Origin of the sequence: Veillonella rogosae JCM 15642 (assembly GCF_002959775.1) — a bacterium.
GTDB lineage: Bacteria > Bacillota > Negativicutes > Veillonellales > Veillonellaceae > Veillonella > Veillonella rogosae.
Genome location: NZ_PPCX01000014.1, coordinates 15766 through 29683 on the forward strand (window position 1 = coordinate 15766; position 13918 = coordinate 29683).

Annotated in this window: 14 protein-coding genes and 1 tRNA gene; all 15 read right to left on the reverse strand. The window is 39.3% G+C overall.

The window, feature by feature from the left end; all coding sequences use genetic code 11:
* Window positions 1–15: 15 nt before the first annotated feature.
* Entirely contained in the window at window positions 16–576 is a 561-nt protein-coding gene (locus VRHSUH09_RS09580; protein ID WP_105082043.1) for a GerMN domain-containing protein, read from the reverse strand.
* Window positions 577–579: 3 nt separating this feature from the next.
* Window positions 580–1677: an N-acetylmuramoyl-L-alanine amidase family protein gene (locus tag VRHSUH09_RS09585; protein ID WP_105082044.1), complete on the reverse strand. Its 1098-nt coding sequence runs from the start codon at window positions 1675–1677 to the stop codon at window positions 580–582.
* 245 nt (window positions 1678–1922) lie between these two features.
* Window positions 1923–2867, reverse strand: coding sequence for a ComEC/Rec2 family competence protein (locus VRHSUH09_RS09590; RefSeq protein ID WP_105082045.1), 945 nt, complete (start codon window positions 2865–2867; stop codon window positions 1923–1925).
* Between the two features lie 2 nt (window positions 2868–2869).
* Complete coding sequence (locus VRHSUH09_RS09595; RefSeq protein ID WP_105082046.1) at window positions 2870–4441, reverse strand: NAD(P)H-hydrate dehydratase; 1572 nt, start codon at window positions 4439–4441, stop codon at window positions 2870–2872.
* A gap of 1 nt (window position 4442) precedes the next feature.
* On the reverse strand, window positions 4443–4814 hold the full coding sequence (gene acpS, locus VRHSUH09_RS09600) for a holo-ACP synthase (protein ID WP_105082047.1): 372 nt from the start codon (window positions 4812–4814) through the stop codon (window positions 4443–4445).
* A gap of 68 nt (window positions 4815–4882) precedes the next feature.
* Window positions 4883–5674 carry a hypothetical protein gene (locus tag VRHSUH09_RS09605; RefSeq protein ID WP_105082048.1) on the reverse strand — a complete coding sequence of 264 codons (792 nt, stop codon included), beginning with the start codon at window positions 5672–5674 and terminating at the stop codon, window positions 4883–4885.
* Window positions 5675–5768: 94 nt separating this feature from the next.
* Window positions 5769–5852, reverse strand: a tRNA-Leu gene (locus VRHSUH09_RS09610).
* Between the two features lie 54 nt (window positions 5853–5906).
* Entirely contained in the window at window positions 5907–6668 is a 762-nt protein-coding gene (surE, locus tag VRHSUH09_RS09615) for a 5'/3'-nucleotidase SurE (RefSeq protein ID WP_054748497.1), read from the reverse strand.
* A gap of 17 nt (window positions 6669–6685) precedes the next feature.
* Complete coding sequence (locus VRHSUH09_RS09620; RefSeq protein ID WP_009351363.1) at window positions 6686–7948, reverse strand: glycosyltransferase family 2 protein; 1263 nt, start codon at window positions 7946–7948, stop codon at window positions 6686–6688.
* Between the two features lie 19 nt (window positions 7949–7967).
* A complete protein-coding gene (pssA, locus tag VRHSUH09_RS09625) occupies window positions 7968–8639 on the reverse strand; it encodes a CDP-diacylglycerol--serine O-phosphatidyltransferase (RefSeq protein WP_009351323.1) in 672 nt (223 codons plus the stop codon).
* Window positions 8632–9273, reverse strand: coding sequence for a phosphatidylserine decarboxylase family protein (locus VRHSUH09_RS09630; protein ID WP_009351347.1), 642 nt, complete (start codon window positions 9271–9273; stop codon window positions 8632–8634). Before VRHSUH09_RS09630 ends, pssA begins: the two co-directional genes overlap by 8 nt.
* A 13-nt stretch (window positions 9274–9286) precedes the next feature.
* A complete protein-coding gene (locus tag VRHSUH09_RS09635; RefSeq protein WP_105082049.1) occupies window positions 9287–10009 on the reverse strand; it encodes a WecB/TagA/CpsF family glycosyltransferase in 723 nt (240 codons plus the stop codon).
* Between the two features lie 15 nt (window positions 10010–10024).
* Window positions 10025–11479 (reverse strand): IMP dehydrogenase, encoded by a 1455-nt coding sequence (gene guaB, locus VRHSUH09_RS09640; RefSeq protein ID WP_105082050.1) that lies wholly within the window; start codon window positions 11477–11479, stop codon window positions 10025–10027.
* Window positions 11480–11555: 76 nt separating this feature from the next.
* On the reverse strand, window positions 11556–11741 hold the full coding sequence (locus tag VRHSUH09_RS09645; protein WP_004696087.1) for a 4-oxalocrotonate tautomerase: 186 nt from the start codon (window positions 11739–11741) through the stop codon (window positions 11556–11558).
* 132 nt (window positions 11742–11873) lie between these two features.
* Window positions 11874–13916 carry an ATP-dependent DNA helicase RecG gene (gene recG / locus VRHSUH09_RS09650; RefSeq protein WP_105082051.1) on the reverse strand — a complete coding sequence of 681 codons (2043 nt, stop codon included), beginning with the start codon at window positions 13914–13916 and terminating at the stop codon, window positions 11874–11876.
* Window positions 13917–13918 lie beyond the last annotated feature (2 nt).

Below are 13918 nucleotides of genomic sequence, written 5' to 3' on the forward strand. Positions count from 1 at the left end.
ATGTTCCTAAGGGAATTATTTTTTGATTAAGTTCGTCATCCGTTTAACTGGATCTTTAGTATCAAAGGAGCCTACTGTAGGAACCTTTTTACCATCGCTGACGAAGAGAACACCGTTAATATTATCAAAGGATGTCAATGTATTTACGATGGCAGCCATTTGTAATTTAACAGTTAAGTCCCCACCATTACCTTTTACGAAGGCATTGTTTACTTCAACAGAAGCAATGCCATCCTTTACAGTAACAGATGTAACCTCAATATCCTTAGTGAATATTGGATATTTTTGAGCTCTGTCAGCTTTTAACATCGCTAGAAGAGCTGCTTTCGGTGTTACTTTATTCGCCTCCATCTCAACGGTCTGTTGTTTTACTCCAGAACCATCCTCTGTTGGTACAAAGAATACCATCTTAACCTTTTCTTGAGATACTTTTGTAATTTCTGCATCCTTATTGACTTTCGCCTCTTGCACAGGCTCGCTTTTACCTGTTGTAGGAGCTTGATCAGGCGTACAACCTGCTGCAAATGCTAGCATGCCTACACAGAGGATCGAAAGAACTTGTTTACGTAATTTCATCGATTAACCTCCAAAGTAATTAGCAATACCATTTGCAATGCGATTAGCAAAGTCCTCTTGTGTTTGAGCAGATTGTAATGCTCGTTCCTCGTTAGGGTTGGAGATAAAGCCAAGCTCTACGAGAATTGCAGGCATATTAGAATGTCTCAACACGTATAAGTTACCCTCTTGAATGCCACGGTCACCATTGAAACCAGGTGTATTAGCAATTTGAGTTTGAACCTTTTGTGCCAATCTAGCATCATTACCTGATTTACTGTAGTAGTATGTTGCAATACCACCCACGCTTGGGTTAGTGAAAGCATTGATATGAACACTTACAAGAACATCAGAATTGTTTCGGTTCGCAATATTAACGCGAGCACCTAATTCTTCAACACCACTTGCATTAGGGCCATATACGTCTACGTCTGTAGTGCGTGTCATAACTACTTTAGCACCACGGCTTTCCAAAGCGGATTTCAAATACTTAGAAATTGGTAATGTTACATTTTTCTCTTGTAAGCCATGTGGTCCTATGGCACCGGAGTCGCTACCACCATGACCAGGGTCAATAGTGATTGTTTTACCAGATAAACCACCGCTACTTGAGTATTTACCGGATCCAGCCGGTACATTTTTCGCAGGATGTGCAGAAGGAGATGGGCGTTTACCATAGTAAGCAGGTTTAGGTGTTACACCTTTTTTCTGAACATCTACAACGATGCGATATGGTTTCTTATTAACCGTATCTTTTTTTAGGGAAAATACCTTTACATCACTCGTATCGATAGATGAAGGTGTCTTGATTGTAACCTTAACATCTCTGCCGTCTTCTGAGAGTTTAGCAGAACTAGCTATGCTTGAGTCCATTGTAATGTTCTCTTTAGCAGTCTTTAGCTTCGTGTTTTTCAAGGTAACAGTCGTCGTTTTCCCATCTTTGCTAATCGATGCGGACGCTTTCACCGGCGCTGACAAATCCATAACCATACGAACATATGGTACAGGTGCATCTGTTCTAGTCACCCATCGGGCATCTTCAAGATTAGCGGCCTTCGCTTGAGTCAATAATAAAGGTATCGCCATCAAGACTGCAAGGCACATAAAAAATAGTTTACGCAATACATTCACTCCAATCTAACTGACATACATAGTGTCCAAACCATAGAGATGAGTCGATGATATCTTTGTCTATCAAAATCTCATCGTTCCAATCTATCCATAAACTAATGTTAGATTATAGATAGATTATTTCATACAAACATGAAGATAAGTATGCCGATTATACATATTACTATATAAAGTCTTTATATCAAAGACACAATAAACAGTTGCTTAAAATTATTTTTTATGCTATACAATCGACACTATCGTTCAGTTGTAATCTGCCATTCATTCCCATCCGTACTAATGTGAATACGTCCCATCGTATCCGTACGGTAAATGGCAATATTGTTTTCCTGTAAACGACGTAATGTTACATCGTGAGGATGACCATACTTATTATACATGCCATTTGAAATTAATGCACTTTCTGGTCTAATAGATTTCAAAAAATCTTCAGAGCTACTTGTACGAGAACCGTGATGACCTACCTTAAGAACGCGAGCAAACAGTTTAGAGTTCTGCTCTTTTACCAGTTTTTTCTCTTCTTGTAATTCGGCATCTCCCGTAAAGAGCATTGAGAATTTACCAAAGATTAACTTACCTACAATAGAGTTATTATTGAGATCTGGTTCGCCTTTTTTATCAGTTAAGACCTCTGTCCAAGGAGCATACACAACAAATACGGCACCATGACCAAAATCAACTACATCACCACTTCTCAAAGTAGAACGTTTGATTTTATTTTTTTCAATCCACTTTTCATAGGTTTTGAACATATTGTTATCAACAGAAATACCATCATCATATACATTTTCAATGGGCATTGCTTTGGCAATGGCATAGAAACCACCCATATGATCTGCATGAGGATGCGTAATTATAATATTTTTTAACTTTGTAACCCCCATGGCTTTTAGCTGAGCTACAATATTTTCTCGATGTTCAATATCGCCAGTATCGATCATGCTATATTCATCGCCCACCTTAAGCAATATAGCATCCCCTTGGCCAATATCTAGCATATATACATCTAACTTACCTTCAGGTGTAGTTGTCTTAGTATCAATAGAGTAAGCCCCATTAGCACTAGAGGTCGCTTGATTAGCAGCATTAGCTACATCTTTATTTGTACATCCTGCAATGGCAAAGATAGGAATACATAATACTAGCAAAAAAGCTATAAAACGTTGTATTTTATTTGTCATTCTTATTCTCCCAACAGTTCACTAATTACACATCCTAATGAAGTGCTTACATCACTAGGTGTATACCCCCAAGCCTTAGTGTCGTTTAAAATATCAGCACTACGACTATGTACATACACGCCGAGAACTGCACTATCTTGTAAGGAATAACCTTGGCTAATGAATCCAGCGATTACACCGGTTAGTACATCCCCCATACCGCCAGAACCCATACCAGCGTTGCCAATCGTATTAACATATACAGTTCCATCTGGTAATGCTACCACAGAAGGAATCCCTTTTAACACTAAAACAACTTGGTGTTTCTTAGCAAATTCCCTTGCTAACGTAATGTAATGACGCTCAATCCATTTGATAGGCAAGTCAATAAGCCTACTAAACTCACCTAAGTGAGGTGTCATAACACAATATGGTAGATCTCGTTCCACCGCGTATATAGACTCAATCTCACCATCGCGTAAGGCATCTTTATCAACAGAACCTACATGGCCCAATGCATAAAGAGCATCTGCATCAAGAACCAATGGACCTTCGTAGCTATCTAAAATAGAATCTACAAAATCAGGAATATCACTAGTACGTCCTAGGCCTGGTCCCATAGCAACCACTTGACGCCCTTCTAACATAGCTTTATGAGCCTCTGTAGAGGTAACCATTACTTCCGGTATAATGCGACCTTGTACGACTGGTTTAATCACTTCTGGTACACCTAAAGTCACCTTGCCAGCGCCACTATGAACTGCAGCCTCTGCAGCTAAAATAGGAGCCCCTATCATATCATTAGAGCCACCAATAATCAAGGCATTCCCATTGACGCCTTTATGAGCCATAGGAATCCGATAGTTAATAAGCTTTTCCGCTAAATTAGAATCAATTGTTACAGTAATATCACGATCTCCCAGCACTTTCTGCCAAGGTGCTCCTAACGGAGCAACAACAGCTATCCCCCCTACAGCCTTGCCAGGATATAGTAATAATCCTTGTTTAATGGCACCAAAGGTAACTGTGTAATCATAGGCCAATGTACCTTCAGCTATTTGACCTGTTGTAGCATCTAAGCCAGCAGGTACATCAATGGCCCACAAATCAAAATTATATTGACTGCGCATAGTATCAATATCATGGAGTACATCCACAGTTAAATCTCTCAACTTTCCAGTTAAGCCTGTTCCCATAATACCTTCCACAGCAACAGCTACATTAGACCAATCATTAAATTCATCATACATATCGATGATACAACCCATGGCCTCACAACGTTCTAATTGCAATGCAAAAAGATCACTACATTTGCTAGTATCTCCTACTAGTACAATTTGTACAGGTACGCCTTGTTCCATTAAATGGCGAGCCGCTACAAGACCATCTGCCCCATTATTCCCTGTACCGCAGATAAATAGAACAAAACTATTGATAGAACGGGCGTTATCTAAGGAAAACAAATCATATTGTCCCCATAAAGCATCAACAATGCCTCGTCCTGCATTTTCCATAAGAATTTCCAAAGAGACACCTAATTGCTTAGGAACCTCTCGATCTATAAATCGAGCATCTTCAGTTGTTAAAATATTCATCTTATGCTCCTTCAAGTATAACCGTACTCATTGCGTATTCCTTGCAATGACTAATTGATACGTGAATATTAGTATAGCCTAAGGTTTCATAGATATTTTTGAAAGTATCTTGTAAACGGATCAAAGGCGCCCCTAATTCATCGTGATATATTTCTATATCTTGCCAAGATCCATGGCGCATCCCCGTCCCTAGCGCTTTAATAAACGCCTCTTTTGCGGCATAAATTCCTGCGAAGGATTCATAACGCCCTTTATTACGACTTTCACAATAATCTATCTCATGAGGCGTATACACACGCTCCACAAATAAACTAGACCGCTCTATAGCTTGGCGGATACGTTCAATTTCTATAATATCGTTCCCTAATTTCATAATAGCTCCTAAAATACCCTAACACTATTATTATACACTCTTAAAAGGGATTAAAACATAGATAATATCTAGGCATTTATAGAGAATGGTAAACTAGGCAAGCCGTAAATTTCAACTTTCCCCTTACGATTTACAGCCATATACATTTGACCATTCCGATAATCCATATCCTCAACCTCCATACCAGATGTATAAGGACTAATATTTTTCACAACCCCTTCTTCATCGACAAAAACAAAGGTTGTTAAGGTTGTAAAAATAGTATTACCATTGCCAGCATAAGCACCATTATTGTTTAAATCTGTATGCTCTGCGTCAATCTTATAAGTCTTAATCTTATTAAAATTAGAGTCATAATAATTAATTGTACGATGAGAATTTGTTAACGGCACAATAGATACGTATTCATTACGGTCTTTATCAAAGGCAAAGTTAAACACCTTTTCTTTTAATCTAATAGGTGCTTCTACAATCATACTATCCGCCTCTATAGGCGTAACAATATAACCATCTACAACGGCATTTGTCGTATAGTAGCGATTATTGTTAGGATTATAAGTTAAGGTATTCATGTGACCTAACAGCTTTTTATGACTATATTCATATTTTGCAACTACCTTAAAGGTTGTAGGACTAATTTCGTAAATGATTTGCTTTGTATTTTCAGAGTTAATACAAGCTAAAACAAAAACGTCTTTTTTAGAGTTATAACAAAATCCTTGGCATTGATTTACGCCCGAATCTAACGGGATTTCTGCTAAACGAGATAAAGGCAATGGCATTTGAACAACACTTACATGTTGTGTTAGCTTTGGAATATCAAAGACATTAGCAATATAGTCAATTACACCTTGATCCATAATGTCACCTCAAAAAAGGAAAATGTATATTAAGTATATAAATTCAATAAATATAAAAAATAGGCGGTAAGACAAAAGTCTTACCGCCTAAAGTTGGTGCCGGAGGTGGGACTTGAACCCACACGGTGTTACCCGCTTGATTTTGAGTCAAGTGCGTCTGCCATTCCGCCACTCCGGCGTCTCGGAACATTTGTTATTATACAGACATCCCTACACAATGTCAACCTGTTTTTTATATTTTCCCTAAAATATTTTTAACAGCTTCCATATCGGAATCACATTGCTGTTTCCACGTAAGTGCTACCCCTGTAATATATCCCTTACGAGCATATTCTACATCAGTAGGCACACTTTCAGCACCATAATCTAATTCACCTGCTAGCCAATAGTAATCCTGCCCTCTTGAGTTAATACGAGCATCGATAATATTACTATAAGTCTGCAAGCCTTGGCTCACCATTTTAAAATGATCCCAATCACAAATGCCACGTAACGGAAAGTTCACATTAAGCAAACCACTAAACTGGCCCTTAACATAAATTTTATCAATTAATTCATGAATAAAGGGATGCATTTCAGCGCCTCGTTCAGCAGAATAGCGCTCAACAGACAAAGCTAATCCTGGAATGCCGTAAAAACAACTTTCCATAGCAGCTGATACAGTACCAGAATACAATACATCAGAGCCTAAGTTAAAACCATGATTAATACCAGAAATTACAAGGTCAGGCATATCATCAGTCAATAAATAACTAAGGCCAAACTTCATACAATCAGACGGCGTTCCCGTTAGAGCATAAAGGCGAGGATTTTCATCCTCGCCATTGTACGCATCTAGTTTTAATGGAACCTCAGTCGTCAATGCATGGGATTTAGCACTTTGCTCATTCGCAGGTGCTACAACGGTAATTCGATAATATTGACTTAAGTACGATGCAAGATGGCGTAAACCATCTGCTAAAATACCATCATCATTACACATTAAAATATGCATAGTCACTCCTACAGATTCTATTTTTTATTCTTATTCATATTTCCCATACGCGTTAATTTAACGTCATCTAAGCCAACGGCTCTCGTATGAACTGTGTGAGACCATACTTTGTTATGACGACGGAACCAACCTAAAATATTTACTGGAATCCAAGAATAAACAAATAATGGATATAGTAAATAGTAGAACCAAATCTTTGGTGGCACCTTAATTTTCAATAACACGATTAATGGGAATAAATATTGACCAACACCGATAATAGTCCAAACAGACATTGGCATGATTTGATACAAAATATTTGTATAAATTGGAGTATACGCATTGATGTAAGACAACACCAAGTATACAGTAGTCAACAATAAGAAATAGGGTTGACTCACTTGGAAAATACCATCCAAAATCATAATATTCCCGGTTTTGATGCCTGTAGCAAATAATTTAGGAATATATCGACCAGCACAGTCAAATTGACCTTGAGCCCAACGTAAACGCTGTTTACAGGAGGCCATCATGGTCGTTACCTTCTCATCGTATACGATGGCATCGTGGCCCCAACATGTACGGATACCATGAGTTAATAACTTCATGGAGAATTCCATATCCTCAGTCAAGCTATTACAATCCCAACCGTACTCGCGAATGATAGATGTACGGATACACATACCTGTACCACCCAAAGCGGTAGACAAACCAATGCGATATTTTGCTAAATGCCACATATGGTTTACCATCCAAAACGCGATGGAGAACGTACCTGCTACCCAAGAATCCGTTGGGTTTTTAGAGTTCAAGTAACCTTGAATTACAGACTCACCTTTTTCAAGGTGATCATTCATTTCTAACATAAATTGTGGATGTACTAAATTATCGGCATCAAAGATAAGGAAGGCATCGTATTTCCTTTCCATTTTCTCTACTCGATCGAACATCCACCCCATGGCATAACCTTTACCTACTTCTTGTTTATTTTCGCGCACATGCACATTAGCACCAGCAGCACTAGCAACTTCAGCTGTCTTATCTGTACAGTTATCTGCTACTACAAAGATATCGTATAGCTCATCAGGATAATCTAAGCCACGTAAGTTTTTTACTAACTCACCAACTACTGCTTCCTCATTATGAGCACATACAACGATGGCAAAGGAATTTTTAGGGGTATAGTTTTTATGTACTCGCGACCGCCACATACCAACAACGGCGAGTATAAAATAATAAACCGTATAGATTACGATTATTACCTGCATAGGGATCAGTAGTAGATCCAGTAGGTAATTCATACTATTTTCCTCCACACACCTATTTACGTACTATATTTAAAGCCCCATTGATGAGCCCAAACATTACATAGCCTGCAAAAATCATAACAGCCCAAGTATGCCAATCATACACGAGACATGCTATCACAAAAATTGCTGTAAGCACATAAGAAAGCTTATTAATGTAAATTTCGCTCTTACCTTTAAAGTCAGGATATTTTACTTCACTAACCATGAGGATGCCTACACCAATCATACAAACTACCAATACAAATTGAGGCACCGATACGCCACACAATACGTACGTTGCCGCCAAACAGCCTGCAGCTGGAATTGGTAATCCTTCAAAGTAACCATGTACTTCATCGGTTTTAATGTTAAAACGAGCAAGGCGGAATGCACCCAATACAGCAAATACTAATAATGGTACATAGGCAATCCATCCCAAACCATAAAGCTCTTTCATATATAACATATAAGCTGGTGCTACACCAAAGCCTACAACATCTGACAAAGAGTCTAGTTCACGACCCATAGGTCCTGCCACACCTAACGCTCTCGCTACACGACCATCTAAACCATCAGCAACTAAGGATAATAGTACGCAGATAGCAGCATAGAAGGTATTTCCTGTAGCAGAGAATGTGATACCTAGCACACCAAAAGCTAAATTAGCACTAGTAAATAAATTTGGAATTATAGATTTATTCATGACGTAACCTCCCGATAACAGTGTCACCACCTGTAATATGTTGACCTTTTTCCACGAATAACTCTACATTCTTATCCATATAGAGCTCAGTACAGGAACCGAACTTAATCATTCCGTACAATTGACCGCGTTCAAGCTCGCTATCTAGATCTGTCCAAGATACGATACGTCTTGCTAAAAGGCCTGCGATTTGTGTTACCAAAACGGAGGTACGATCATTCTCAATACAAATAGTATGACGTTCATTTTCAAAGCCTACATCATCTTTGAAGGCCGGCAAAAAACTGCCCATCGTATAATGACGGTACGTAATTTTACCATCTATAGGCGCACGATTAGCATGTACGTCAAAAACAGATAAGAAGATAGTCACCTTTTTACATTCTTTATGTAAGTAAATATCTTCATATACATCAGAGATATCCATGATTTTCCCATCTGCAGGGGACAAAATCAATTCTGGATCTTGAGGGATTACACGTTTAGGATTTCTAAAGAAATTGACGAAAAATAATGCCAAAATAAATGAAATAATCGCAATTACATAATGTCCTAAAAATCCTAATACCACTGTAATAACGAGCATAGCCCCTATCAGTGGAAACCCTTCCTTAATAATTGGTCCTGTAGGCACGATTCAACACTCCCTATTTATTTCTAATAACGGTCCACATAAACTTTGGAATAGCCAACATGCGGCCAATCCGTTGAGGTTCTAAATATAATCGATACAACCATTCAAGTCGATTTCGTTGCATCCATTCTGGAGCCCGAGGAATATTACCTGCCAAGACATCAAAGGAACCACCAATACCGATAGCCACTACGCCATCAAGGTGACTCAATTTTTCTGCAATCCATTGCTCTTGCTTTGGCACACCTAAGGCAACAAATACTAATTTCGCCTTAGATTCACCAATAGTATCAATGATTTCTTGTTCCTCTGCGCTATCGAAGAATCCATCATGAATTCCTGCTATATTTAACTCACCCACTTGAGCCGCCAAATTATCAACTGCACGCTGAGCAACACCAGGTGCCGCCCCTAAGCAGTATACAGGAATATGATGGGTAGCCGCAACTTTGAACAACTCCTTAGTTACGTCTACACCTGTTACACGTTCAGGTACATGTTCACCTTGACGTTCTGCTGCCCACAAAATGCCAGCCCCGTCAGGCACGACGAGACTAGCATCATTCAATATGGTGTGCAATGTAGGGTTTTCATTAGCCAACATAACCATTTCTGCATTAGCCGTGGCTACTAAGTGTAGCCCCGGCTGTTCAGTCAATTGTAAAATTCGTTGGACTGCCTCATCCATTGTTACACAATCGATAGGCACAGATAAAACAGAAATACGTTTATTCAATGTAATACTCCATTATCAACCACTATAATTTGGTGCCTCAACGGTAATGCTTACATCATGCGGATGACTTTCTCTCAAACCAGCCGCTGTAATTTGAATGAATTGAGTATTTTCAATCATTTCTTGGATGTTATGACATCCGCAATACCCCATACTTGCACGCAAACCACCAACCATTTGGAAAATTGTATCGGCCAACATACCTTTATACGGTACGCGACCTTCTATACCTTCAGGAACTAATTTCTTAGCTTCTGTTTGGAAATATCGATCTTTACTACCAAGCTTCATAGCTCCTAAGCTACCCATGCCACGGTATACTTTATAGGAGCGACCTTGATAAATCACTTGTTCCCCTGGGCTTTCATCAGTACCAGCTAAAATATTACCCATCATAACTACATTGGCACCAGCCGCAATAGCCTTAGCAATATCGCCAGAGTATTTAATGCCCCCATCAGCAATGATAGGAATTCCATAGCGACGACCTACTTGAGCAGACTCATATACCGCTGTAATTTGAGGTACCCCAATACCAGCAATAACGCGAGTTGTACAAATAGATCCAGGTCCAATACCAACCTTAACAGCATCAGCACCCGCTTCAATGAGTGCCTCAGTACCTGCTGCAGTAGCCACATTACCAGCAATTACTGGAATGTGAGGATAGGCTTGTTTAATGTCCTTCAATGTACGTAATACACCTGCAGAATGACCATGAGCAGTATCAACGATAATCACGTCAGCTTTAGCAGATACAAGGGCATCAAGACGATCATACATATCTTGAGATACACCTACTGCGGCACCAACTAATAATCGACCACTAGTATCCTTAGCTGCATTTGGATATTTTGTCGCTTTTTCAATATCTTTTATAGTAATTAAACCTTTTAAGTTACCATCGCCATCTACGAGAGGTAATTTTTCAATACGATGTTCACTTAAAATTGCTTTCGCCTCTTCAAGAGATGTACCTTCTGGCGCAGTAACAAGGGAATCCTTTGTCATGCAATCTCCGATTTGGCGCGTTAAATCAGTTTCAAAACGCATATCGCGATTTGTAATGATCCCTACTAGTTTACCATGTTCTGTGATAGGTACACCAGAAATTTTATATTTTTCCATAATTTCTGCTGCATCAGATAGTAAATTTTGAGGACTTAAGAAAATAGGATCAACGATAACACCATGTTCAGAGCGCTTTACCTTGTCAACTTCATGGGCTTGTTCTTCAATAGACATATTCTTATGGATAACGCCAAGGCCCCCTTCACGTGCCATAGCAATAGCCATACGAGATTCAGTAACCGTATCCATCCCAGAACTAATCATCGGGATATTTAACGTTATGTCGCGAGTCAGTTGAGTTTTCAACTCTACTTGACTTGGCAGCACATCAGAAGCCGCTGGTACTAATAATACATCATCAAAAGTGAGTCCACGCATACCGAATTTATCGTCTCTCATTATTTATTTCCTTTCCGTATAATAAAACAAAACTACGACCCGCCTAGTCCATAGGGACTAGGCGGTCAGTCGTAGCTTAGCGTTCAGACCGCAAAATGCCGCCTTCCATATAATCATCTTTTTTCATATCTACGAAGATAACTTTTACTGCATCAGCAGGAACATTTACGATATCAACCGCAGCTTTAGTGATAGCTTCACCTAATTGTTTCTTTTGTTCTTTTGTGCGCCCTTCAACGAGCTCTACATGGATAATTGGCATATTAACCTCCATAGATGAAAAAATGAAATAAATTGTTTGTTCTATTATACGGTATGAGGAACATATACACAAGGGAAAAAGCCAGATAAAATCTAATATTATCGATACTTATGTACTTATTATTCCTACCTCTTAATTATACAATATTCTTAGGAATTTTTCACCAAATCTTTTTTCTAATTCTTCTTTCATGACAGATTCTAATGTTTCCATACCAAATTGACATGCAAAGTCTAGCACATCCTTGCGCGCCTCCACTAGAATTTCGATATCTTTAATGATATTAGCAACCCGTAAATCAGGTAAGCCCGATTGAGCTAATCCAAATAATTGACCTGATCCACGTAACAATAGATCTTGCTCCGCTAGTTCAAAACCATCTTGCGTTTCTTCCATCAGCTTCAAACGTTCTTGACTTACGTCATTTTTTGAATCACTTACGAGGATACAGTAGGACTGATGAGAACCACGACCTACACGGCCACGCAACTGATGCAATTGAGACAAGCCAAATCGCTCAGCCCCTTCAATACACATGATGGTCGCATTAGGTACATTGACACCAACCTCGATAACCGTAGTGGAAACCAGTAATGAAATGTCTCCATTGTGAAATGCATTCATCACTTCATCCTTTTCACTAGGTTTCATTCGACCATGAACGAGTCCCACTTCATAGGCCTTGTAAAAGTACTCTTTTAGTTCTAAATACAATTCTTCTGCAGCTTGCAAGTCTAATTTTTCCGACTCTTCAACGAGTGGACACACTACGTAGACTTGGCGCCCTTCCGCCATCTCCTTACCAAAGAATGCCCGTAGTCGATCTTTATAAGAGCTATCTACAGCATAGGTTTTTACAGGCTTACGACCTGGTGGCATCTCTTTAATCAAGGATACTGCCAAATCACCATACACAGATAATGTCATGGTTCGAGGAATCGGTGTAGCCGTCATGATAAGTACGTGAGGATATGTACCCTTCTGTTGCAACCGAGCCCGTTGTTCTACACCAAAGCGATGTTGTTCATCAATGATAACAAGTCCTAAGTTGTGAAAGTTAACACCTTCTTGAATAAGAGCATGGGTGCCAATAATCATATGAATCGATCCATCAGCTAACCCTTCATAGATACGTTCTTTTTCTTTTTTTGTAGTAGAGCCCGTTAACAGCTCTATGGTAATCCCCAAATTACCACACACTTCTGTTATACCTTCGTAATGTTGTGCCGCCAAAATCTCCGTTGGAGCCATTAACGCCCCTTGGTACCCATTTTCAATGGCTTTCAACAAACTCAACGTAGCTACAACAGTTTTACCAGAGCCTACATCACCTTGTAATAACCGTTGCATAGGACGTTCATCTTCCATATCGATACGAATATCCTCTAATGCACGCTGTTGATCACCGGTCAACGAAAATGGTAGATTTTCAATGCATTTAGCCATTAACTCTCCATTAGGTCCCATCTTCGGACCTCTATGGCACTGCTCTTTATTACGCAACAACGCTAAGCCCGCTTGCATGACAAATAACTCTTCATAAGCGAGTTGATGACGAGCCTCTTCGTAACGCTCAGAGGAATCGGGGAAATGCATCATCTTAAATGCATCATACCGACTCATATAATGGTGAGCCTCCCGAACCTCAACAGGTAAAATCTCTGGTAACTCATGATTAGCGGCAAACCAATTTCGTACCGATGAACGCACTACAAATTGAGATACCCCATCAGCCAACGCATAAATAGGGACGATACCTCGATCTGGCTCCATTCCATCTCCCAGGTTTTCTATTTGTGGCGTATTCATCTGCATAGAGCCATATTGAAATTCCGCTTTTCCATATGCATATAAACGCTGCCCTTTTTTATAAAAGTTCTTCTTATAACCTTGGTTAAATAGCACAATCTTTAAAGGACCTGTACCATCTGCAATGACTACTTCTAAAATAGACAATCGAGGGCGAGGACGTTTCTCTTGAACTGCTATAACAGTACCTACTACTCCACCAGTCATGCCAGATTTTAAATCACCAATTCTATAAATCGTACGGCGGTCTTCATAGGTTCTTGGGAAATACGTTAACAAGGATGTTATATTGGTAATTCCCAACTTATGTAATTGTTTCTCTCGACCAGGACCAATCCCCTTTATAGTCGTCAACCGTTCATCCATAG

Excerpts from the sequence above, each read along its gene's own strand:
- VRHSUH09_RS09580 (WP_105082043.1), bottom strand. The coding sequence starts at position 576 with ATGAAATTACGTAAACAAGTTCTTTCGATCCTCTGTGTAGGCATGCTA.
- VRHSUH09_RS09590 (WP_105082045.1), bottom strand. The coding sequence starts at position 2,867 with ATGACAAATAAAATACAACGTTTTATAGCTTTTTTGCTAGTATTATGT.
- VRHSUH09_RS09595 (WP_105082046.1), bottom strand. The coding sequence starts at position 4,441 with ATGAATATTTTAACAACTGAAGATGCTCGATTTATAGATCGAGAGGTT.
- acpS (WP_105082047.1), bottom strand. The coding sequence starts at position 4,814 with ATGAAATTAGGGAACGATATTATAGAAATTGAACGTATCCGCCAAGCT.
- VRHSUH09_RS09605 (WP_105082048.1), bottom strand. The coding sequence starts at position 5,674 with ATGGATCAAGGTGTAATTGACTATATTGCTAATGTCTTTGATATTCCA.
- surE (WP_054748497.1), bottom strand. The coding sequence starts at position 6,668 with ATGCATATTTTAATGTGTAATGATGATGGTATTTTAGCAGATGGTTTA.
- VRHSUH09_RS09620 (WP_009351363.1), bottom strand. The coding sequence starts at position 7,948 with ATGAATTACCTACTGGATCTACTACTGATCCCTATGCAGGTAATAATC.
- pssA (WP_009351323.1), bottom strand. The coding sequence starts at position 8,639 with ATGAATAAATCTATAATTCCAAATTTATTTACTAGTGCTAATTTAGCT.
- guaB (WP_105082050.1), bottom strand. The coding sequence starts at position 11,479 with ATGAGAGACGATAAATTCGGTATGCGTGGACTCACTTTTGATGATGTA.
- VRHSUH09_RS09645 (WP_004696087.1), bottom strand. The coding sequence starts at position 11,741 with ATGCCAATTATCCATGTAGAGCTCGTTGAAGGGCGCACAAAAGAACAA.
- recG (WP_105082051.1), bottom strand. The coding sequence starts at position 13,916 with ATGGATGAACGGTTGACGACTATAAAGGGGATTGGTCCTGGTCGAGAG.